A 21,595-nucleotide genomic window follows, 5' to 3' on the forward strand; every position below is an offset into this window, starting at 1 on the left:
GCTCCCTGCCGAGATCGCCGGGGATCCGACCAAGCACACGCCCGCGGAGATGGCGACCTTGCGCAACGTCTTCGTCATCGGACCGGACAAGAAGATCAAACTGGTCCTCGTCTACCCGATGACGACCGGACGCAATTTTGATGAGATCCTGCGTGTGGTCGACTCGCTGCAGCTCACCGCCGAGCATAAGGTGGCCACTCCCGCGCAGTGGCGCCAAGGTGAGGACGTCATCATCGCCGGATCCGTCAGCGACGACGAGGCCCGGCAGATTTATCCGGACGGATGGAATGCCCCGCGACCCTACCTGCGCATCGTCCCCAACCCGATCCGCAGCTGAGTCTGGTCGGGATGTTCACAGGTTCCGTTCGGCGTGCCGGTATTGAGGCGCAGTCGCTGGTCGCGCTCGCGCGCGCCGGCGTGATCGGGATCGAGCCCCCGAGCCGGATCGTGCAAATACTCAAGGCGCTCGCCGGCCACGGCGAATACCCGGCCATCGCCGACGAACGCGGCGCTCGGGCTGGCCGCCGTGGTGCTCGTCCACGAACTCGCCGAAATCGTCGTCATCGCCAACGGTGTGCGCGCCCGGCGCACCACACCCTTGGCCCGCCGCGCCCAGCAACCAGTCCCACTCGCGCGGCGCCGGTGAGCGTGCCGTCGTGACCGCCGCCCACACCGGCGTTGGGTGGAGTTGGCGGGCAGGCGACACCGCAGACACGGGGGCAGGCCCATGATCCTGTCGTCAGTCCTACCCGCAATCGGCCTATTCATCGTCACCAACATCGACGACATCATCGTGCTCTCGTTGTTCTTCGCCCGCGGCGCGGGACAACGCGGGACAACGGCCCGGATCACCGCAGGCCAATACCTAGGATTTGCGGGCATCTTAGGCGCGGCTGTGCTCGTGACCCTGGGTGCCGGAGCGTTCCTTCCCCCCCAGGTCATCCCGTACTTTGGGCTCATACCCTTGGTCCTGGGATTGTGGGCCGCATGGGGAGCCTGGCGTGGGAACGACGACGATGATGACAATGGCAAGATTGCCGGCAAAAAGGTCGCTGTCTGGACCGTCGCAGCAGTCACGTTCGCCAATGGCGGGGACAACATCGGCGTTTACGTTCCGGTCTTCTTGAGCGTGGGTTCCGCGGCCGTGGTGGCCTATTGTGTCGTCTTCCTCGTGCTCGTTGCGGTCCTCGTCATCGCCGCCAGATTTGTCGCCACCCGTCGTCCGATCGCCGAAGTCCTCGAACGCTGGGACCACGTCCTCTTCCCGATCGTTTTGATCGGCTTGGGCATCTTCATCCTGGTCAGCGGCCTCGCCTTTGAGGACTAAGCAGCAACGACCACCGGCGGTGGAATCCGCGTCAACATGGTCATCGGGAGGAGTTCTTCTTGCCTAGCGTTAGGCGAACTGTCGCCGTCCTGGCAGCCCTTGTCGTCGCTACCGCTTCGGTCACCGGCTGTACCACAGGCGAGGGTGCCGTCGCCCAAGGCGGCACCTTCGACTTCGTGTCGCCCGGCGGCCAAACCGCGATCTTCTATGACCCACCCGCGACACGCGGCACCATCGGCGATCTGAGCGGACCCGACCTGTTCACCGACGAACCGATCCGTCTGTCGCATTTCACCGGAAAGGTGGTCCTCATCAACGTGTGGGGCTCCTGGTGTGCGCCGTGCCGCACTGAAACTCCGGAGCTCGAAACGGTGTATGCAGAATACCGCGACCGGGGCGTGCAATTCCTCGGCATCAACGTACGCGACAACCGCGACACTGCACGCGATTTCGTCACCGACCGCAATGTGCAGTATCCCTCCATCTTCGACCCCTCGCTGCGCAGCCTCATCACCCTAGGACGCAACTATCCGACCAGCGTGGTGCCCACCACGATGGTCCTCGACCGCCAACACAGAGTCGCGGCGGTGTACCTCATGGCACTACTCGCCGAAGATCTACGGCCACTACTGGATCGGCTGACCACCGAGAGCTGACACGTCACAGGACAGCAGCTTCGCGTTCCCGGTCGCCGTGCCGATTGTTCACCTGCTGGTCACGGCTGCGGCGAGATCGTCGGGCATGGGCATCGGAGTCATCAGCCCTGCCGTGACGCGGCGGTGTTGCCGACAGGATACCGACCGGTTATCGACCCAGAGGTGGCGACACGGAGGCGCAGCACCTGCCGAGTGCTGGTAGTGGGAGTGGCCGAAGCCATCAGGATGGCGGTGGAGTCGCCCCTTGCGACGCCCGCCACCGTGTACTAGGTGGCGCGGACGGTCGAGATTCTGAATGCGACCTGGCTGATTTCCGCCTCGACGTGGTCATTCTGAGTGCTGCCCCGGCGCCATAAGCTCTCGTTATTGCAGAGGGTGCGGTCGTGCTGGCAGGCAGGCGCCCTATTTGATGGATAATAACGATTATCCATGAAATATGTTGGCGGGCGGTTCGATTGGGGCCGTACCACGTCAAGGTGAATTGTCGACCTTGCACCTTGCTGGCAACGTCGAGAACGGTATTGTCCGTCTATGTGTAAGGCCAATCAAGATCGATGTCGGCTGGTGTTGATGACCACGAATCGTCCGCGACCACCTTACTGGGCATTGGTATGTAGAGCGGCTGCCTACTTCGTCGGCAGGTAGAGGGCGACCTATGTCGCGAAAAGCGTCAAATTCGCCCGATGGGTTAGCGCCCACGCGGAAGCTTTTGCAGGACATCATTGACGCGGGCGGCGTCCTGGAGCGCGATATCCGCGGCGACCATCGCAACTATCGAACCATGGTCGGCGCTATCAATAGACGTCAGATGGCACCGGACGGCCAGCAGGTAATCATGATCGAACGCGTCAAGCCGTTCCGTATCAGGCTGCGGCTGTCGGCGGTGTCGGAATGGAGGACCAAGCCGCCCGCTGACATAGTGTCCGCCCAGCGCAACCCACGCTGGCATCCGGTGGTAGCCGCACTGCACAGTGATGACTGGCTCAGTTCGATCGATGCGGCACTGCGCCAGCGAGCATTTCGCTTGCTCCACGCGCTCGCCAGTGAAGCTGAAGCCCGCGGCCATACGGTGCGGAAACCGAAGTTGAAGCATCGCGGACACATCGCCGAACCCGGTTGTCTAGGCGGATGCCTCATCGTCACCATTGAACCCATCAGCTGCTCACTCGCGATCGCGCAAAAGCAGGACGCCGTACCCCGCCCTTCCACGCGCACAGAGCTCGAGAAGTCAACGCGCGAGTCCTCCCAGCCCAGGATTCCTCCTCGCGTCGATGTTTCATCGCACCGGCTCACTACTACCCTGGACACGTCCAGCCGTTTTTCTTCGAAAGTTGCATGGTCAGATACGAATACACGCTCCCTTGAGGCGCGACTTCCGGATGTCCTGACCACGTTTGAACGATGGGCGCTCGTCGACGCGGAAAGTACTGAGGCGGCGCGGCTCGTGGAGATTGAAGCGCAGAAGCGACACGAGCATGAAGACGAACTTGCTCGCGAAGCATATGCGCAACAGGCGCTTGCGGATCAGCTGATGGCCCGCCTCGAGGCATGGGAACATGCCGGCAGGCTACGAAACTACTTGGCTGCAATGGCGGAACAGATCGAGCACATCGCCGACGATGACGAGCGGTCCGCGGCGATCAAGTGGCTCGAATGGTGCGAGCACTATACGACCGAGCAGGATCCTTTGAATAAGCCGATTAGGACGCCGACCGTCAGACCTCCCGGCTATAGCGACATTGCGCAATTCCGAAAGCGCCTCGGGTTTGGTACCCGCTTGTGGTGATGGCCCAGCAGGCAAGTCGTCGACGTTGCCCGCAACTGGCGGGCGCAGGAGCATCACTCCGCAGCCGATTGTCGGCGGGCATTGCGCCGAGTCCGCGCTATGGCGCTTTCAGCCTCCGATTCATATGGGTTGCAGGGATTGTCTGCCATGCCGCTGTGTAGGCGGCGAGGCCTTCTTGGCGAAGCTGCTCCCAGAGCCTATTGATCGCGAGTCATGTTGGCGACCTGCTGTCAGGGGTGCTCGTTACGTTAGGTGAGGGCCAATAGATGAAGGGTGGCAGTGGGCCTGCGGGTCGACGCTGACGAGTTGCCACGGCGCCGGCACTCGCACGGCCGCAGCATTGTCGTCGCATGGTGGGCTGCTGGCCGATGCGGCGACTGAGCGCTTCGCAGCTTGTCGTAGCCGACGGATACCGTTCGAAATCGAATAGCGTTGCGGTGAGTCGCGACAACACGGAGGTCAGCATTGGCCTGACGGCCGTGCATGGTGGCCTACAGTGAACGCAACTTGATTCGTAGAGGTGAAGCATGGCTGACCGATCGGCGATCGAATGGACCGAAGCCACGTGGAATCCCGTCACCGGCTGTGATCGCATCTCCGCGGGTTGCGATCATTGCCATGCCATGACGTTGGCAAAGCGCCTTAAGGCCATGGGATCCCCGAAGTACCAAGTCGACGGTGACCCACGCACATCCGGGCCTGGCTTCGGCATCACCATCCATCCTCAGGCGCTCGATGAGCCTCGCCGATGGCGCCAACCACGAGTCGTATTCGTCAACTCGATGTCCGACCTTTTCCATGCTCGGGTTCCGGTCAGCTTCATTCGAGACGTGTTCGACGTCTGCCGTGATACCCCGCAGCATACCTACCAAGTGCTCACCAAACGCAGTCTGCGGCTGCGCCGACTCGGTGAAAGTCTCGAGTGGCCAAGTAATCTGTGGATGGGCGTCTCCGTCGAGAATTCAGAAGCGTTGCTTCGGGTCGACCATCTGCGCGACGTTCCCGCGGCCGTCCGGTTCCTGTCTTGTGAGCCGCTGATCGGGCCGCTCGACGGGCTGAATCTCGATGGGATCCACTGGGTGATCGCCGGCGGCGAGTCCGGCGCGAACCACCGCCGCGTCGACGAGGAATGGGTTCGTGGAATCCGCGACGCGTGCCAAAACGCTGGCGTCGCATTCTTTTTCAAGCAATGGGGCGGGCGCACTCCGAAGGCGTTCGGCCGCGAGCTCGACGGGCGGCGCTGGGACGAAATGCCTACCGCCGTCTAGCGGTTCTCGTCAAGGTAGTCCTCGTAACTCCACCAGTCCGCATTTGTCGGATCCCAGCATGGCTCTGGGCGCCACAACTCTTGGCCGGCGTTCTGGTCGTCGCCGCCGGCGTCGAAGAGTGCAAACTGTCCCGACTTGGCATCCTTGGCCTGGCGCATCATCTCGGGCTCGCGTAGCGCCGCCTGGTTGTAAAGGTGGCGCATGATGCGGTCGCCCGCGTCGTGATCGGTGGCGAAAACCATGTCGTAGATCTCGACCTTGTTGTGCATCTGCATCGGGATGCGGTGCGTGATCCTGTATCCGGAGTTCGTGTTCGAGTTTCCAGCGCATCAGGTTGACCATCTGCTTGCGGTAGTCACGGGCGGTGGTCCTCCGCTGATCGAGTGCACGCAGGATCTGGCGCCATTCACCGCCGCCGTACAGTCGATCGACCTGCTCTCGATATGGCTCGTACGGTATTCCGTCCCTGCCGCGTACACCTTTGATAATCATGGTGGGCGACATCAGGATCCAAACTTCGGTTTTCCAGCCCTGCTTGTTCTTCCGGAACACGGCGAGCTTGTTGATCGTCTCCCAGTGGACCTCGGCGGCTTGCTGATCGACGAACGCAAACGTGGGCGCCCACGCGATATCGGCGAGACCGGCCAGTATCCCGTCGATGGTCTCGTTGCAGTCTCCCTGGACAACTTGGTAGCGGTCGTCCCCAGGGAATGCCTCGCGCAGGTGCGTGTCCAATCCCGCGGCACGGGTGGCATTGAGTTCTCCGAAGCGAAGCCGGGTGAACGGCGGTTGGGTTTTCATGGCGACGATGGGCGATCCATCGAACTCGGCGCCGGTGTGCCGTTCGACGTTCTTGGGTTGGCCGGCCATGAGGTCGAGGTAGATACATTCTGGCGACCTGCCACCGACCGCTGTCGTGAACGCCGGCAGGTAGCCGGTGAGGATCTCCAGCTTGTTGCGGGTCCAGTAGGACCACTCGCGAATCTTCGTGCTGATCGCGGTCTCCATCGCTTGACCGAGTGTTGCGTGTCGATCACTGTAGGACTGGGCAGCGACGAAACCCGGACAGGCGTGCCGTGTGTTGACTTACGGGTGTTCGGCGAGCACTTCGTCGCTGTAGGTGAGCTGGTTATTCCGCACGTGCGGGTTATTCGACGGCGGTTCCAGACCGCGGCAATCGGCCCACTCTTGCCGTACGTCAACTGATGTCGGCCCGGCTGGATTTCGGGCGGCCTCCGTAGCCGGGCGGATGGGCAAGGTACTCAGCGATCTCCGGTACCACGGTTAGATCCTCGCACAGTCCCACCAGGTGGGTGGCGACGTCGTAGCAGTACGCGAGAGCGTCAAGGCGCACATCGGGACTGACTGGTACGCGCTTCTTGTCTTCCGGGCTTTCCAGCAGCGCAACCGATGCGCCCCACCTGCCGCTGAATCGGCTCATCCAACAGACGCCACTTGCAGACAAGGCGCCGGTGTGGGCAACATAGTTCCGGTAATGCGCGAGCTTCACGCCGTACGCGTTCCAACTGCTCACTACGGGTGTAGCGATCTGCGCCGGCACTTTCGTCGAGCCCGACTCAATAGCAGCCGCGGTCTTGCGCATGGAGCTCCAGCGTCCCTTCCCGTCGGGTGAGTCGTTGTAGTGCTTCCACAAGACCTTCGAGATGGCTTCGTATACGCGGCGCGCGGCGCCGAGATACGCGTCGACCTCAAATAGGACGCGGTAATCGCCCGTGTTTCCGCTCTGAGGGCCTTCCCAGTATCCGTGCAAGTCGTCGAACAACCGACATGCTTTGACGTAGTTGTTGATGACGCTGTTGAGGTGGTATAGCGATTCACGGAGGAAGAACCGGACGTCACTCTCCTCGTAGTAGTCCGCGACCGCATGTGCGCCTGGTACGTCCAAAGCGTGGATCGCCCGTTCGTTGAGCGACGTTCCGTTTCGATCCACAAGTGTCAACGAGAACTCAGAGTAGATGGGCAGTCGTGTCGTGGCGACGATCGCCAGGCCAGCCGGCGGCCGCTCACCATCGGGCACCACAATTCCGTGCCCGTACACGTCGATGTTCGCGGGATACGTCACACCGTCAAGCATTTCAGCGAGCGGTTTGATGTGCACGTCGTTATCCATGAAGTCGATCCTCCGATGGAGAATCAAGGCGGCCCTGGTAAACAATCGTTTCCGGCTCAGGGTCTCACGTCTGTCGAACCTCCCACTAGGCCGCGATTAGGCGTACGGCTCACGGCGGCGGCAAGCGCAGATCGGCAACCGTTAAGTCCTCGCGGTCACCCCACTCGGGGAGCCGCCAGGGCCTGTACCAGCCTGGCCCGGTGATGGGATGGTCGTCGCGTAGGTCGGGGCTCTCCTGCAGAATCCCGCCGAGGCGGCGCACCGCACGCGGCACCTGGATCAGCCAATACTCCTTGTCTAGCGTCTGCCACAGTTCCTGCTCGGTGACCGAGTCGCGATGTCGAGACTGTTGCGCCCATTCGTCGTCGCGCCACCTAAGGCCGAGCGAGTCACCACGCCCCCGGCGCTGTTCGCCCTCGCGACCGAGCCGCGTGAAATGCAGAGTTCGGTGCGGAATTTCACCCTCGACGTCATCGAGGTACAGCATGTGCCCGAATTTGTGGCGGACGTTGCTCACCTCGGTAGCCACGCGAGCCCATTCGTCGTGCGGGTGTCGAATCCTGGCTGCTATGGCCATCTCTCGCAGCGTCTTGGCCAACTTGTCCGAACCGGCCCACTCGGCGTCCGGTCCGGCGTCGGTGAAGCTGTTGAAGTTGACCTGTGCGCGCACCATCTCCCAGCCGCCGATCACCGTGAGCACCGTCCGCTCAAGGTTCTCCGATGGTCGGAGTATCTCGCGTTCGTCGTAACGTCGTCGTTCGCCTGCCACGTCGGGCAGCCTAGGTGTTGATCGGGACAGGTGAGGCTGAGTGTCGCCGACACCTCGGGACCGACCCGGCAGCGCATCACCCGCCGACGCCAGCGCGTCGTCATACACGTGTCGGTACACCCGCAGCGTAGATCGCCCGGTCATGGCCCACCCACTGCGCTGGCCCGCTCCCCGGCGCTGCTGCAGGGCCTGGAAACCGCCCGCATCGCCAGGCACCTGTCCGACCTCGAACAGGCGGCGGTCACCTGGCAGGCCGGACAGCACCAGCCCGACAGCCTCGCCGTCGTCGTCGCGGCTCACGACGTGCTGGTGCACTCGATCGGGCAGCAGTGGGCTTCGCGTCGCCGCTGGAGGCCAACGGCGGATGCGCGACCGCCCGATCACGTCGATTCCCGAGTACCTGCGCCGCCGCGTCGGCGGATAGCTCACATACCCATCGTCGTCGGGGTGCGGAGGCATACTCGCCCCATGATCGCCGACACATGGACGACGCGGGATTTGCCCGTCCTGCGGGCAGCCGTCGAGATATACGACCGCACGGGCCGCAATCCGAGCGCGGCGGAACTGGGGGCTGCGTGCGAGTTCGATGAGGACACCGTGCAGCGGGCACTGCGCGCCCTATATCGAGAGCCGTTCTTCGAAAAGGGCATGGACACATGGGGCGGTGGCATCCTCGCGGTCGGCCCACCCACCAGCGCAGCGCTGCGGATCGCTGGACAATGGCCCACTCCCGAGGGCCAATTGGATCGGCTGATCGCTGCGTTCGAAGCCGTCGCCGCCGATGACTCGCGCACGGACGAAGAACGGAGCCGCGCCGCGAAGATCGGACTCTGGCTCAGTGGCGCGCTCCAACAGGTGGCCATTGGTGCCCTGGGAGGTGCAGGCGGAAACATGCTGTCCGGCTAACACGCGGCGATCTACCTTGTCGGAGGGTCCGGCGCATACTGACGACCATGACGACACCCGACAAATTAACTGCCCTCACAGCTGCAATCGAACTATGGGACCAGAACGATCGCGGCGTCACGTCCGACGACATGGCCGCCAGATTCGGACTGGACAAGGAGATCGTTGAGCTAAAGGTGTTGCCCCTAATCAAGGAGTATTTCGAGGACAGCCTGCCGGGTGACGACGGGATCGCAGTGGTCCGACAGCCGACCGCCGAGGCGCGCCGATTCGTTGGCCCTGGACAGTCATGACACGCGGCATTTAGCGCCGGTCAGTCGTCGTCCTCATCGCTCAGTGACTCATGGCTTCCGCCCGGTCCACGGAGGGGGATCGACAACGCGCGCTGAAAGCCGTGTGCCGCTGGGTCTGCACCCTGCGGGAGGTCGGCGAGGTATTCGTTGACCCTGACCACCGCGTCGGCGAACTTCTCGTCCGTCGCGCTGATGAGGTCGTCATCGCCCCTCTCGGGGTCGGCGGGCGTCAGGTTCTTAAGTTCTTCGCCGAGACTGTGAATCTCGGCGTTCGCCTGCCCCCATGCCAACTCGTCGCGGGTCCACCGGACCAGGCGGTCTACCCTCGGTTCGTCGTTCACGGCTCCGTTTTGCTGACCAGCACGCCGACCCGAGGGGTTACGCGCCGACGTCAGTCGCCGTCGTTGTCGTCGGCCCTGGCAGATCGGCAAAGCTCTCGACAATGCGCGCTACGTGGTCGATCAGGTCGCTCAGCGTGGTCAGGCTGACCTCGGAGCCGCTGTTGGCCCGGAAACTGAAGTCGACATCGGGCGGAGCTGGCTGCTCGAATCTGATACCTGACGTCCACAGCATCGCGGCGTCGTCGTAGGGCACGCCTTCGGGATAGACAAATACTCGGGCCACCGGTACTGACGTTCCGGGGCGGATTGGAACCACCGGCCCTTTGTCGAAGTCGTCGCCTGGTGCCCGGTAGAGAAATACGTCAACGCCGACGCCCTTGCCGGTGGGCCAAATCCAGTTGGCCGAACGCGCTGCTGTCGCGCAAAGTACGAGGTTGCGGTGCTTGTCGGTGCCACCAAGCCCCCGCAGTGTTGGGAGGACTTTGGCATCGTCGCCGGCCTGGGCGAAGGGCTGCGCGGCCTTCATCAGATCGGCGGCCTCCGGCCAGACACCTGGCACCTTCTTCTTGACCACCGAGTTCCATGGCCCGGCAGTGTTGATGATGGGGAATGCGACCTTGTCCGCTAGCTTGCCGTCGGGTTCACCCCCGGCGACCAAATAGACCTGGAAGGCAACATATTCGAGCGCCGAGCGGACGTTGTTGATGATCTGTCCAGCCATCAGCGATAAGTTCTTCGCTGGCTCCGTGGTCACCGCGACCTCCCAGCGGTACATGGCGAATCGCGGGTCTCGGATGGTTCGGACGCCAATGCCCCCGCCCTCCATCCAGCCCAGGAACACGCTCATCAGCTCGCCGTGCTGGGCCTTAGATTCTGCGAGGCGAGTACGGGAGTCAGAGAGATCGAGAACGCCGGTCATCGTGCCGACAAGGGTAAGGCTGCGGTCCGACAAATCCACCACTGAAAATAGGCCCGCATACCGCTCAGCCTCCTCAAGGCACACGGTGGCGCGCTCGGCTCCCGCGGTGCCCTTGTTGCCGTGAATGTGGACACCGAGCGGACCCCACGGTCGAACGCTTGAACGAACCGACCACCGCTAGGCCGAAAAATGGCCCTAGACGCGGCGCAACGGGCCGATACACGGCGAAACGACAAAGACGAAAGCTGCTGTGTCGCTAGCGATCTCGGAGACTCGATCAAACGGTGCCAGACGCCTTAGACATACCGATATAGCTTTACACGCCGGCGGTCGGCGGTTCGATCCCTCCACCGGGCCGAAGCTTGATCGACTAACCGCGTCACCACCTGGCCACCGAAAGGGTCGGGCGGGACGGCGGTGGCGCGGTGGCCCGGTCGGCAGCGCCGCGGCAGGACCTCGAAACCAGCACCACCCGCATCGCTGGCCACCTACCCGACCTGGAGGATCGCTGCGACCAGCGCCCGCTGCCACGAACTGGTCAGGAACGCCTGAGTTGTCGTGGTGGCCGGCGGCGATTTATGCCGGAGGTTGTGAACGGATTTGTGAACGAAACGGAGTGCAACGGCCGTGATGATGTGAGACGCACCGTGATGGTTGAGACGAGCAGTTGATCGTGACCTGTACGTATGAGACCCGCGACGCCATGCGAGACCGGAACCGGTTGGCTCATAACCCAGAGGTCGCAGGTTCGAATCCTGTCCCCGCTACGAAAGTGGAACGGCCCCCGGAGGACACTCCGGGGGCCGTTTCCGTTGGCTTTTGGAACGCGTCTCGAGTTCTCACCGCTCAGCCGGCCGCTTCGGCCTTCGCCTTGAGACGCTGCAGCGTGAGCTTGATGTGTTCGGCGTTGGCGGTGTCGCGGTCGCGTACGCCGATCGCCATCCCCGCGACCGTCTTGAACCACCCCGGCCGCCTGTCCCACGTGCGTTCGGTGACCGTGCAGCCGCTGTCGGTGGGTGTGATGTCGTAGCGCCAATGCGCCACCGGAATGACGAAGCTCTTGACGTCGAAGGCAAACGTCCGGCCTGGCTCCGCGTCTGTCACGGTGCAGGTGGTGGTCCACTCCTTGCCGCGGTTGCTGTTGTGGCCCCTGAAGACGGCGCCTACAGCGACGCGGTCGCCCTTGCGCCACTCCATCCGGTCGGCTTCCTCGGCCAGCGACCCCAGCGTCGGAAGGTCGGTGATCAGCGCGTAGACCGCGGCTGGGTCGGCAGCGATGGACGTCGACGCTTCGGCAGAGGCAGGCCCGTGTTCACTCATGCCGCGATCGTAATCAGCGGTGCAGCGATCCCGGGCGGTGCTTCAGCGGCCGGGTGCTTGCCGCCGCCTCACCCCGCACCGCAGACTGCTCTGGAGTTCACACGAAGGAGTCCGCGATGGCGTTGGTGGTTGATCCGCTCGACGACATCGGGGTCATCCGCCTCTCCCGGTGGATCTTCAACTGCTACCTGATCTGTGGCGAACATTCCTATGTGGTGGTCGATGCGGGGATGCCCGGCAGCGCCGACGACGTCGCGGGTGCGCTGCTGGTCCACGAAGGCACCGTCGGAGCGGTCGTGGCCACCCACGGCCACAGCGACCACGCTGCCGGGGCGCCGCGACTGGCCGCCGAGTACGGGGCGGCGCTGCATCTTCCCGAGGTCACTCTCGGCTACCTCGACGGCACGCGGAGGCCTCGGACCCCTGCGCTGAGCAAGGTCGCCCAGATCTGGCCCACCCTGATCAGCCAGCCGCTGGACCTGACCGGGCTGCGCGGCTTTGTCGACGGCGCCCGCATCGCCGGTTACGGCGGAGCCAAGGGGATGGTCGGCGACGCCCTGGGCGGAGCACAGCCGCTGGCCGACGGTCAGCCACTACCCGGTGCGACGAGCTGGGAGGTGCTGCACGTGCCCGGCCACACCGACGACTCGACCGCGTTCTGGCATGCCGACAGCCGGACCCTGATCTCCGGTGACGCGGTTCTCAGTGCCGGCGGGCGCGCGTGGTTCACCCCGGAGACCGTCGACGACGCCGCGGCGGCACGCAGTGAGCAGCGCATGCGGGCGCTGCCCGTCGAGCACCTGCTACCGGGCCACGGTCTGCCGGTGCACCGCGCCGACGTGTGGGCCGATACACGCTGAAATACGCAGATGCACAACAGCTTAGGAACGTGGTCCCTCGAGTTGCCGCTTCCGGGTTGTGCGGCCGCGACGCGACGCAGCATCGGCATGGTTCACCCGTAGGTGATCGATCAGCAGCTGCGCCATGGCTTGTCGTTGCGGCTCCGTCGGTAGCGGCGCGTCTGTCACCATTTGGCCGACCATGAGCCCGATGGGCGCCGCCCACAGAAGATCGGCGATCGCGCGGGCGTGCGGGGAGGGCGCCCCGATGAGTGAAGCGATGCGTCCGAGGCCTGGCTGAAGCTCGGCAAGCTGCTCGACGCCGAGGCTGGATCGAAGCGACCTCGTGGCGATCAGTATTTCCATCGCGGTCATGCTGGCCGGGTCGAGAAAGACCTTCCACGCGGCGTCCGCGAGCGTCTTCATCCGCTCCTCGAGGCCGTCAATTCCTTCGACCTCGTCCGCGAGCTCGTCGACTGCAGAGGTCAGGGTCGAAATGGCATGGTCGATGACGGCGTTGAGGAGCCCGTCGCGATCGCCGAAATGGTACTGGACGACTCCGGTGCTGACGCCGGCTCGTTCGATGATGTGTCGGGTGCTGGCCGCGGAAAAGCCTTCTTCGCGAATGCATCTGATGGTCTCTTCGATGACCAATTCGCGTGTGCGGTCCGCGCGTTCTTGGCTTCTGCGCCGGTTGCGTCGTGGCATGGCGCCGCGGGGTTCTTTGGCCGTCATCGATTCGCGGTTCTAGGCCGTCAATGGCGGGTCGATGTGGCGGTCAGCATCTCAAAACGTCCATCGGTCAAGACCCAACGGTGCTCTGAAGACGGGGTGGGGCACAGGAACCGCACGTGTCGATCCTATTCGTGCGTGGCGCGCAGAGGTCGGCGGGTGACTTCCTGACGCCTCTTTCCGGACCAAAAACTATCGGCCGTTATAACATCACGCATGCTATGAAAACGGCGTCCAGTGACACCGCGCCGTGCACCCCACCCCTTTTCCATTCGTCACCGGAACGGTCCGGTCGGCCACAACCTCAATGCGGAGGACATCGCTCATGACAGAGGTGATCAGACACGGCAGGCCAGAACAGACACCTGCACAGCACGGATTCTCCTCACTGCAGAAGAATCTCTTCGGAGTTCTCGCCTTCTTCTTCGCGATCCACCCGGTGTTCTGGTACCTGGAAACTCGTGCGGGAGTCCCGCAGCCCGTCGCTTCGACGGTGATGGTGGTAGTCGTGGTCGGCTGCTTCGTGACGGCGCTTGCGTTGCCTTGGCTCCGAGTCGGAGACCGCCGGGACTGGACACGGTCCGACCGTCTGGGGGCGATGGTGATCGTGTGGGTCTTCATCGCACTCATCCCTCGCTTCATATGGGAGCTTCCATGGCTGCTCTTCTTCGATCAGATCGTCGAGGGCGTCGAGAACGGCGCGCTGTGGACGTATATGTGGGCGCCCATCCTGCTTGGCGGCGACGCCCGTTACCTCACCGGTGATCCGCTGATCGTCTGCATGGAATGGATCGCTCTCTTCGTTGGACTGTTCGAGGCATACGCCCTTTTTCAGTTCTTCCGAAATGGCAGGCGGTTCACCAGTTTTCAGCTGTCACTCATCATGGCCGGCATGATCGTCGAGGTGACCCTGCCTGCGGTCTACTTCGGCACCGAGATCGCGAACAATCTGGAAAGCATGTCGTCCCCTGTGGAGATGTGGGTGAAGTTCGTTCTCATCAATGTGCTCTGGTGCACGATGCCGCTGATCACCTACTTCTGGGGAGTCCGCAGACTCGTCAGCAACGACCTACACGTGCGGTTCTGACGCAATCTGCGTCCCAGGCTCTCTCGCCGACCGGTGAGCACGCAACTGCCGGTGTAGGTTCTGTCGGGGAGAAGCCGACGTCAGCGCCCGACGGACCATCATCGCGGCTTTTCGCCGTCATGGTGCGCTTCGACCAGAGCCGATGGGAGACCTTTGTGAGTGCGCAGTCGGGTGCGTCGCCGTTCGAAGACATCGTGTCGCTGCTGGACTATCCGATGTTCATCGTCACCACCCATGCCGACGACGAGCGGTCCGGCTGCCTCGTGGGCTTCGCGAGCCAGACGAGCATTAGTCCGCCGCGCTTCCTCGTCGGCTTGTCCCGGCGCAACCGGACTTTCCGGATAGCGCAATCCGCCACGCACCTCGCGGTCCATCTGGTGGCGCGCGAACACCTTGAACTGGCGAAGTTGTTCGGCGGGGAAACCGGCGACCGCACCGACAAATTCGGTCAGTGCGCGTGGCACACCGGCCCCGAAGAGATGCCGATTCTCGACGACGCCGCCGCGTGGTTCGTCGGCGAGGTGGTGCGCCGGTTCGACGTCGGAGACCACGTCGGTCATCTGCTCGAACCGGTCGCCGGTGCCCCGCCCCAAGACCTCGACGAGTGGGTGACCTTCGCCGACGTGCGCGACATCGAGCCGGGGCACGAGGCGTGAGCGAAGAGCTTCCTCTGCGCGCGGTCTCCGGCCTCGATGAGCTGATCGACTACTACCGCGCCGCACCCGTCGGCGTGCGCGCCAACATGATCTTCAGCGCCGACGGAGCAGCCGCGTTCGCCGGGCGGGTGGGCCCGCTGTCCGATCCCACCGACCAACAACTGCTGGTCGCCCTGCGCGGGTTCGCCGATGTCGTCCTGGTCGGCGCCGCGACGGCGCGCGCCGAGAGCTATGGCCCCGTGAAACCATCAGCTACGGCCGGGCGCACCGCCCGGATCGCCGTGGTGAGCCGATCCGGCCGACTGCCGGACTCGCTGCTCGCCGATCCCGCGCAACGTCCGATCCTGGTGACCAGCGCACGCGCGGTATCCGAACATGGATTGGATCGCGACAAGCGTTGGGAACTACTGATCGCCGGTACCGACACCGTGGATGTCAGGGCCATGGTCATCGAGCTTGCTCAGCGCGGAATGGGTCGGGTCTTGTGCGAAGGCGGACCCACTCTGCTCGACGAACTCGTGGGCGCCGACCTCGTCGACGAGATCTGCGTGACGTTGGCGCCCAAGCTCGCCGGCGCCCGCCTCCCCGGTGGGGGAGACGGTCTGCTTTCCGCGCCGACCGCGCTTCGGCTGGACCACGTCCTGAACCACCGGGACTATCTCTACCTGAAGTACTCCCGACGGTGAGGAAGCCCGTCTGACCCTCTGACCGGGCGGCCGCCGCTCGCAAACTGTCTTCGGTTAGCTTAGACGGAATTGACCTGACCGAAAATCGCTCGTTCGAGCGAGTAAGCAGTGCGAGGGTGTCCATGAAAACGTTGGCGGCGGCATTTGCCGAGCGGCTGACCAGCACCGACAACAGCCTCTACGTCTTCGGCGACGGGACCTGGGCTCGCCACCCCTGGCCAGAGGTGCACGCCCGCTCGGAGAACGTCGCCGACTGGCTGCTCAACGAGGAGGTCGCCGCACTCGGCCTGGCCAACGAGCCCACCGTCGAACTCATCGCGGCCATCCTCGGCGCCTTCCAGGCCGGCGTCCCGGTGACGATCGCCCCCGGCCCCGTCCGGGGCGCCGACGCCGACAAGTGGGCGCATTCGACGGTGGCCCGGTTCGCGGGCATGGGCGTCAGCCACGTGCTCAGCCGGGGGCGGCAACTGGAGCAACTCGGACTCGTCGACAGCGGCCCGACGGTCAAGGAATTGGATTCGGTTGCGCCACTGACCCAATCGACGAACTTCCGGCGGCCCGACCGGGCGCCCGACGTCGCGATCCTGCAGGGCACGGCCGGTTCGACGGGCGTGCCGCGCGCCGTGCAGCTGTCGCCGGATGCGGTGCTTGCCAACCTCGACGGCCTGAACACGCGAATCGGGGTCAAAGCGGGCGACGTCGGCTGTTCCTGGCTGCCGCTGTATCACGACATGGGCCTGAGCTTCGTGCTCGCCGGAGCGCTGGGCGGCATCGACGTGTGGCAGGCGCCGACCGCGGCGTTTCAGGCGTCGCCGTTTCGGTGGCTGAACTGGCTCACCGAGAGTCGGGCCACGATCACCGCCGCGCCGAACATGGCCTACGGCTTGATCGGCAAGTACTCGCGACGCGTCACCGACGTCGACCTTTCTGACCTGCGGTTCGCGCTCAACGGTGGCGAACCCGTCGACTGTGCGCTCACCGCGCGGTTCGCCGAGGAGATGGCCCGTTTCGGATTCTCCGCCGGTGCCCTCGCGCCCTCTTACGGCTTGGCCGAATCCACTTGTGCGGTCACGGTTCCCGAGCCAGGACGCGGCCTGATCGTCGACGACGACGGTCAAGCACTGCTCGGCGAACCCATACCCGGAATGTCGGTGCGCATAGAACCGCGCGACAACGACGAGGTCGGCGAGATACACATCCGCGGGACCTCGATGATGTCGGGATACCGCGGCGACGCACCGTTGAAATATAGACGATTGGTTCGCCACAGGCGATCTGGGCTACTTCGTCGACGGCAGCCTCGTGGTGTGCGGTCGCGCCAAGGAACTGATCACCGTCGCCGGCCGCAACATTTTTCCCGCGGAGGTCGAGCGGGTGGCCGCGGGCGCAGCCGGTGTGCGCGAAGGCGCCGTGGTGGCCGTCGGCGTGGGGGAGCGGTCGATCCGTCCGGGTGTCGCGATCGTCGCCGAGTTCCGAGGACCCGACGAGGCGACCTCCCGCGCCGACCTCATCGAGCGCGTCGCATCCGAATGCGGCGTGGTGCCCAGCGAGGTGGTCTTCGTCCGGCCGGGCGCGTTGCCGCGTACCTCGTCGGGCAAGCTGCGCAGGCTCGAGGTGAAACGCGACCTGCTGCAGCAGCAGTGAGCCCGTCGGCCGCGTGACAGGATGACGCGCGTGGGTGAACGCGTCAGCTTCCCGAGCACCAGCGGACCCGCGCTCGCGGGCGTGATCGACGTTCCCGACGGTGACGTGCGCGGTTGGGGTGTGTTCGCACACGGGTTCACGCTCGGCAAGGACTCGCCGGCGGCCAGCCGGATCTGCAAGCAACTCGCCGCCGAGGGCATCGGCATGCTGCGGTTCGACAACCTCGGGCTTGGCGACTCGGAGGGCGACTGGAGCGACGGGTCGTTCTCGCACAAGGTCGCCGATACCGTGCGCGCCGTGGAGTTCATGAACTCCGAAGGCCGCGAGGTGTGCCTGCTGGTCGGGCATTCCTTCGGCGGCTCGGCCGTCATCGCCGCCGCCCACGACTGCCCGACCGTGAAGGCGGTCGCGACCGTCGCGGCGCCCTACGAGCCCGCGCACGTGGAGCGGATCTACGACGCGGTCGACGAGCGCATCGAGGAAGAGGGGGAGGCGCAGTTTCGCATCGGCGGCAAGGCGCTGACGCTCAAGCGGCACTTCCTCGAAGACGTCCGCGACGCCGACCTGCGCGAGCGCATCCACACCCTGCGCCGCGCGCTGCTGGTGATGCATTCGCCGACCGACAACACCGTCGGCATCGCCAACGCCAGCGAGATCTTCCAGGCCGCGCGTCACCCGCGCAGCTTCGTCTCACTCGAAGGCGCCGATCACCTGCTGACCGGAAAAGACCAGGCGGCGCGGGCGGCGAGGATCGTCAGCGCCTGGGCCGATCCGTACCTCTAGTCAGCGAGGGCCTACCGGACGGCGACGACGACCTTGCCCTTCGCCGAGCGATCCTCCAGCGCGGCAATCGCGTCCGCGGCCCGCTCGAACGGAAAAACCTGCGGTTGCGGCGCGGACACCTTGCCCGAGGCCAGCAGCGGCTCGAGTTCGGCCCACTGCTCGGAGAGGTAATTGGGATGAACGAAAGTCCAAGCGCCCCAACCCACTCCGACCGCGTCGACATTGTTGAGCAGCAGCCGGTTCACCTTCACAGTGGGAATCTCGCCGCCGGTGAACCCGACCACCAACAGCCGTCCCCCCGGGGCCAGCGAACGCAGCGAGTCGGTGAACCGATCCCCGCCGACCGGGTCGACGACGATGTCCACACCGCGGCCCTCGGTCAACTCCTTCACCTTGTCCTTGAACCCGTCGACCGGTACGACGTCCGTCGCGCCCGCCGCCCTGGCCACCGCGCCCTTCTCCTCGGTGCTCACCACCGCGATCACCCGAGACGCACCCCATGCCGGGGCCAACCGCAGCGTCGACGTTCCGATACCGCCCGCCGCCCCGTGCACCAGCACGGTCTCGCCCTCGGCCAGCCGCCCCCGGGTGCGCAGCGCGTGGTGCATCGTGAGGTCGTTGAAGAGCAGCCCCGCGCCGGCCTCGAAGGAGACGTTGTCGGGCAGCTTGAAGACGCGTTCGGCGGGCAGGGCGACGACCTCGGCCATCGCGCCGCACAACATCGTCAGCGCCGCGACGCGATCGCCCGCCTGCACATGTGCGCCGTCGGGCGCACTGCGCACCACACCGGCGACCTCACTGCCGGGCGTATAAGGCATCTCCGGCTTGTACTGATAGAGCCCGCGCGACTGCAACACATCGGGAAACGCGACCCCGGCCGCGTGCACATCGATGACGACGGCGCCGTCGCCGTCGGGCTCGTCGACCTCGACGATCTTGGCGGCTTGCGGTCCGTCGAGGCTGGCAATCTGAATCGCGCGCATGCCGCCATTTAACTCGACTTGAACGCCGGAGCCTCCGCCGCTGCACCGATAGTCACCAAAACCCGGCGGGGGGTGCCGCCGGAAGCGCACACTATTAGATAAGCTCACTTATCCGGCAACGTTGCCGAGTTCGAACGGAGCGCACATGACCAGTGGTCCCCGTAGCCGGTCGAGGGTTTCGTCCTTCGCTCCCGCTCAGTCCCTCCCGTCCGGACGCGCCGTCGAGGTGCGCTCGAGGGACGGCATTCGCCTGCACGCCGAGGTCTTCGGTCGCGAGGACGGCTATCCGATCGTGCTGGCGCACGGCATCACGTGCGCGCTGCGGGTGTGGGCCCATCAGATCGCCGACCTGTCTCGCGACTACCGCGTCATCGCGTTCGACCACCGCGGCCACGGCCGCAGCGCGGTCCCGGTCCGCCGCGGCGCCTACAGCCTCGATCATCTGGCCGCCGACCTCGACTCTGTGCTGGAAACGACGCTGGCCCCCGGTGAACGGGCGGTCATCGCCGGCCATTCGATGGGTGGCATCGCGATCACCTCCTGGGCGGAGCGCTACTCCGAGCGGGTGACCGAACGCGCCGACGGCGTCGCGCTCATCAACACCACCACCGGCGACCTGTTGCGCAACGTCAAATTGCTGCCCGTGCCCGCGCCGCTGGCCAATGTCCGCGTCCGCACCGCGGGGACCTTTCTGAAGACGTTCGGCGCGGCGCCCCTGCCGCGCGCCATCCACGGCCCGAATCAGCGCTTCGTGTCGATGCTGGCGGTGGGCCGCGACGCCGATCCGGCGATCGCCTCGTTCGTGCACGAACTGTTCGCCGCGACCTCGCCGGTTGGTCGCGGCGGCTGGGCCCGTACGCTCGTCGACCATCTCGGTCCCCGGCACATCGAGCTGCACAACCTGGTCGTGCCGACGCTGGTGATCGGCAGCCAGAAGGACCGGCTGCTGCCGTTGACGTCGTCTCGCCGGATCGCCGAGGCGGCGCCCAACCTGCGCGATTTCGTGGAGTTGGCCGGCGGTCACTGCGCCATCCTGGAACGCCCCGACGAGGTGAACAGGCACCTGCGTGGGCTGGTCGAGTCGGTGACCGCCGAGCGCCGCATCAGCTCCTAGTCACCCGCGAGCGCGCGGTGCACCTCGTCGGCCGCGCGCCGACCGGACCGGACCGCGCCGTCGAGGAAACCCGTCCACGCGTCAGCGGTTTCGGTTCCCGCCCAATAGATCCCGTCGATCGGCTTGCGCAGCCACGGACCATACGTCGTCCACGAGCCGGGTGGCACGGCCGCCGTCGGCCCTCCCGGCGCGAAATCCTCTGCGCCCCAGCAATGGTCGAGATAGTCGATCGGGCTGAGTGCGGCGTCGCCGAACAGCCCCGCGAAACCCGAAAGCGCCCGCTCCCGACGCTGCGCGGCCGGCAGCGCGTCGAACGAGCGGGCGTCGACGAAGCCCAGCAGGATGCCGGGGCCGGCCGAGTCGGACGGGCTGACGTCGAACGTGATGAACACCGGGCCCTCGTCGGAAAGCGCCTCTCCGGAAAGCCCTTTGGCGCGCCAGAACGGCTTGTCGTAGGCGGCGTAAGCCTTGCTCAGGTTGCCTTGGGGCCAGTGCTGCGCGAGCTTGCCGTACTCGGCGGGCAGCTCGGGTGAGAACTCGATCGCCTGGCGGTGTTCGGGAGGGATGGCGACGACGACGGCCTTGGCGCGCACCGCACCTCGATCGGATGTCACGGTGAGCGTGCCGTCGCTGTGGCGTTCGATGCTGCGCACCGCGGCGTCGAGCACGACGCGCGAGCCCAGCGCCTCGGCCATCCGGATCGCGATCTGCTGGGTGCCGCCCGGGAATCGGCTCTGCTGTGCACCGCCTTCGACGTCGAGCATGCGGTCGAGCCCGCCCGCGGCCCGCACATAGCGCACGGCGTGCAGCATCGACACCGCGTCGGGCTCACAACCCCACGTCACCCGCGACATGATCGCCATCAGGTCCCGTGTGCCGGCGCTGGCGTGCACCGACTTCAGCCAGCCGTCGAGCGACAGGGAGTCCAGGGCGTGGGCGTGCGGGGCGGTCCAGGGCGCCTCGACGGCGACCCGCCGACACGCCCGCTCGAAGCGCCACTGGATGCGCGACACGTCGAGCAGTTCGATGATCGACAACCGGGGAATCGTGCTGCGGTACGAGCGGACCCGGCCCCGCCACCGGATCAGGTTCTTACCGCCGCTGAACGTGGGCACTGTCGCACAGCCCAATTCGGCTGCCAGTTCTTCGACGGCGTCCTGCGTCGGTCCGATGAAGGTGCCGCCGAGGTCGACGGGAACACCGGCGATCGTCGCCGTGGAGGACCGTCCGCCGACCCGGTCGCGACCTTCGAGGACGACGACGTCATAACCGAGCCGATCCAACTCGCGCGCCGCCGCCAACCCGGCGAACCCGGCGCCCACCACCACCGCGTCGGCACTGCCTTGCAACCCCAC

Annotated in this window: 22 protein-coding genes and 3 pseudogenes; 14 read left to right on the forward strand and 11 right to left on the reverse strand. The window is 65.2% G+C overall.

All coding sequences use genetic code 11. From position 1 onward, the window contains the following. Positions 1-337 (forward strand): annotated as a pseudogene (locus RMCN_RS05970) (peroxiredoxin); the annotation flags it as partial. Here the strand turns inward: RMCN_RS05970 and RMCN_RS30805 are convergent. Continuing rightward, entirely contained in the window at positions 301-564 is a 264-nt protein-coding gene (locus tag RMCN_RS30805; RefSeq protein ID WP_131808529.1) for a hypothetical protein, read from the reverse strand. The pseudogene RMCN_RS05970 and the gene RMCN_RS30805 sit on opposite strands and share 37 nt — an antisense overlap. A 163-nt stretch (positions 565-727) precedes the next feature. Here RMCN_RS30805 and RMCN_RS05975 point away from each other — a divergent pair, with 163 nt between their 5' ends. From RMCN_RS05975 to RMCN_RS06000, 4 genes are all read left to right on the forward strand, one after another. After that, on the forward strand, positions 728-1,327 hold the full coding sequence (locus RMCN_RS05975) for a cadmium resistance transporter (protein ID WP_067387832.1): 600 nt from the start codon (positions 728-730) through the stop codon (positions 1,325-1,327). Between the two features lie 59 nt (positions 1,328-1,386). Continuing rightward, complete coding sequence (locus RMCN_RS05980; protein WP_067387833.1) at positions 1,387-1,983, forward strand: TlpA family protein disulfide reductase; 597 nt, start codon at positions 1,387-1,389, stop codon at positions 1,981-1,983. Between the two features lie 655 nt (positions 1,984-2,638). Continuing rightward, positions 2,639-3,769 (forward strand): hypothetical protein, encoded by a 1,131-nt coding sequence (locus RMCN_RS30815; RefSeq protein ID WP_165604418.1) that lies wholly within the window; start codon positions 2,639-2,641, stop codon positions 3,767-3,769. Between the two features lie 527 nt (positions 3,770-4,296). Continuing rightward, positions 4,297-5,037, forward strand: a complete 741-nt coding sequence (locus RMCN_RS06000; protein WP_067387837.1) for a DUF5131 family protein — start codon at positions 4,297-4,299, stop codon at positions 5,035-5,037. Here the strand turns inward: RMCN_RS06000 and RMCN_RS31380 are convergent. The 4 genes and pseudogenes from RMCN_RS31380 to RMCN_RS30995 form a co-directional block, all read right to left on the reverse strand. Further along, positions 5,034-5,312 (reverse strand): hypothetical protein, encoded by a 279-nt coding sequence (locus tag RMCN_RS31380; protein WP_234787589.1) that lies wholly within the window; start codon positions 5,310-5,312, stop codon positions 5,034-5,036. The two genes, RMCN_RS06000 and RMCN_RS31380, sit on opposite strands and share 4 nt — an antisense overlap. A 91-nt stretch (positions 5,313-5,403) precedes the next feature. After that, positions 5,404-6,045, reverse strand: a pseudogene (tcmP, locus tag RMCN_RS31385) (three-Cys-motif partner protein TcmP); the annotation flags it as partial. 190 nt (positions 6,046-6,235) lie between these two features. After that, the gene (locus tag RMCN_RS06010; protein ID WP_067387838.1) at positions 6,236-7,168 is read right to left on the reverse strand and encodes a hypothetical protein; all 933 of its coding nucleotides are present in this window, start codon (positions 7,166-7,168) and stop codon (positions 6,236-6,238) included. Between the two features lie 109 nt (positions 7,169-7,277). Continuing rightward, positions 7,278-8,396: a hypothetical protein gene (locus RMCN_RS30995; protein WP_067387839.1), complete on the reverse strand. Its 1,119-nt coding sequence runs from the start codon at positions 8,394-8,396 to the stop codon at positions 7,278-7,280. Positions 8,397-8,405: 9 nt separating this feature from the next. Here RMCN_RS30995 and RMCN_RS06020 point away from each other — a divergent pair, with 9 nt between their 5' ends. Together RMCN_RS06020 and RMCN_RS06025 are read left to right on the forward strand one after the other, a co-directional pair. Then, a complete protein-coding gene (locus RMCN_RS06020) occupies positions 8,406-8,843 on the forward strand; it encodes a hypothetical protein (protein ID WP_067387840.1) in 438 nt (145 codons plus the stop codon). Between the two features lie 47 nt (positions 8,844-8,890). Then, positions 8,891-9,136: a hypothetical protein gene (locus RMCN_RS06025; protein WP_067387841.1), complete on the forward strand. Its 246-nt coding sequence runs from the start codon at positions 8,891-8,893 to the stop codon at positions 9,134-9,136. 20 nt (positions 9,137-9,156) lie between these two features. Here RMCN_RS06025 and RMCN_RS06030 read toward each other — a convergent pair whose 3' ends face one another. The 3 genes from RMCN_RS06030 to RMCN_RS06045 form a co-directional block, all read right to left on the reverse strand. Beyond that, positions 9,157-9,477: a hypothetical protein gene (locus RMCN_RS06030; protein WP_067387842.1), complete on the reverse strand. Its 321-nt coding sequence runs from the start codon at positions 9,475-9,477 to the stop codon at positions 9,157-9,159. A gap of 37 nt (positions 9,478-9,514) precedes the next feature. Next, entirely contained in the window at positions 9,515-10,396 is an 882-nt protein-coding gene (locus RMCN_RS06035; RefSeq protein WP_131808532.1) for a hypothetical protein, read from the reverse strand. A gap of 846 nt (positions 10,397-11,242) precedes the next feature. Beyond that, positions 11,243-11,716 carry an SRPBCC family protein gene (locus tag RMCN_RS06045; protein WP_064412559.1) on the reverse strand — a complete coding sequence of 158 codons (474 nt, stop codon included), beginning with the start codon at positions 11,714-11,716 and terminating at the stop codon, positions 11,243-11,245. Positions 11,717-11,832: 116 nt separating this feature from the next. On the opposite strand from RMCN_RS06045, the gene RMCN_RS06050 reads away from it, so the two are divergent. Next, complete coding sequence (locus RMCN_RS06050; RefSeq protein ID WP_067387844.1) at positions 11,833-12,576, forward strand: MBL fold metallo-hydrolase; 744 nt, start codon at positions 11,833-11,835, stop codon at positions 12,574-12,576. Between the two features lie 21 nt (positions 12,577-12,597). On the opposite strand, the gene RMCN_RS06055 is transcribed toward RMCN_RS06050, so the two are convergent. After that, the gene (locus RMCN_RS06055; RefSeq protein WP_067387845.1) at positions 12,598-13,290 is read right to left on the reverse strand and encodes a TetR/AcrR family transcriptional regulator; all 693 of its coding nucleotides are present in this window, start codon (positions 13,288-13,290) and stop codon (positions 12,598-12,600) included. Positions 13,291-13,612: 322 nt separating this feature from the next. On the opposite strand from RMCN_RS06055, the gene RMCN_RS06060 reads away from it, so the two are divergent. From RMCN_RS06060 to RMCN_RS06080, 5 genes and pseudogenes are all read left to right on the forward strand, one after another. Continuing rightward, positions 13,613-14,374, forward strand: a complete 762-nt coding sequence (locus tag RMCN_RS06060) for an emopamil-binding family protein (RefSeq protein ID WP_067387846.1) — start codon at positions 13,613-13,615, stop codon at positions 14,372-14,374. Positions 14,375-14,493: 119 nt separating this feature from the next. After that, the gene (locus RMCN_RS06065) at positions 14,494-15,030 is read left to right on the forward strand and encodes a flavin reductase family protein (protein WP_084377206.1); all 537 of its coding nucleotides are present in this window, start codon (positions 14,494-14,496) and stop codon (positions 15,028-15,030) included. Next, positions 15,027-15,716 carry a pyrimidine reductase family protein gene (locus RMCN_RS06070; RefSeq protein ID WP_067387847.1) on the forward strand — a complete coding sequence of 230 codons (690 nt, stop codon included), beginning with the start codon at positions 15,027-15,029 and terminating at the stop codon, positions 15,714-15,716. The genes RMCN_RS06065 and RMCN_RS06070 overlap by 4 nt, the downstream gene beginning before the upstream one ends. Positions 15,717-15,838: 122 nt before the next feature. Beyond that, positions 15,839-17,360 (forward strand): annotated as a pseudogene (mbtM, locus tag RMCN_RS06075) (long-chain-fatty acid--ACP ligase MbtM). 30 nt (positions 17,361-17,390) lie between these two features. Then, complete coding sequence (locus RMCN_RS06080; protein ID WP_067387858.1) at positions 17,391-18,143, forward strand: alpha/beta hydrolase family protein; 753 nt, start codon at positions 17,391-17,393, stop codon at positions 18,141-18,143. 11 nt (positions 18,144-18,154) lie between these two features. Here the strand turns inward: RMCN_RS06080 and RMCN_RS06085 are convergent, their stop codons facing one another. Further along, the gene (locus tag RMCN_RS06085; protein ID WP_067387848.1) at positions 18,155-19,126 is read right to left on the reverse strand and encodes an NADPH:quinone oxidoreductase family protein; all 972 of its coding nucleotides are present in this window, start codon (positions 19,124-19,126) and stop codon (positions 18,155-18,157) included. A gap of 145 nt (positions 19,127-19,271) precedes the next feature. On the opposite strand from RMCN_RS06085, the gene RMCN_RS06090 reads away from it, so the two are divergent. Next, on the forward strand, positions 19,272-20,240 hold the full coding sequence (locus tag RMCN_RS06090; protein WP_067387849.1) for an alpha/beta fold hydrolase: 969 nt from the start codon (positions 19,272-19,274) through the stop codon (positions 20,238-20,240). Here RMCN_RS06090 and RMCN_RS06095 read toward each other — a convergent pair. Next, positions 20,237-21,595 carry a flavin monoamine oxidase family protein gene (locus tag RMCN_RS06095; RefSeq protein ID WP_067387850.1) on the reverse strand — a complete coding sequence of 453 codons (1,359 nt, stop codon included), beginning with the start codon at positions 21,593-21,595 and terminating at the stop codon, positions 20,237-20,239. The two genes, RMCN_RS06090 and RMCN_RS06095, sit on opposite strands and share 4 nt — an antisense overlap.

It is taken from the genome of Mycolicibacterium novocastrense (assembly GCF_001570485.1).
Classification (GTDB): Bacteria; Actinomycetota; Actinomycetes; order Mycobacteriales; family Mycobacteriaceae; genus Mycobacterium; species Mycobacterium novocastrense.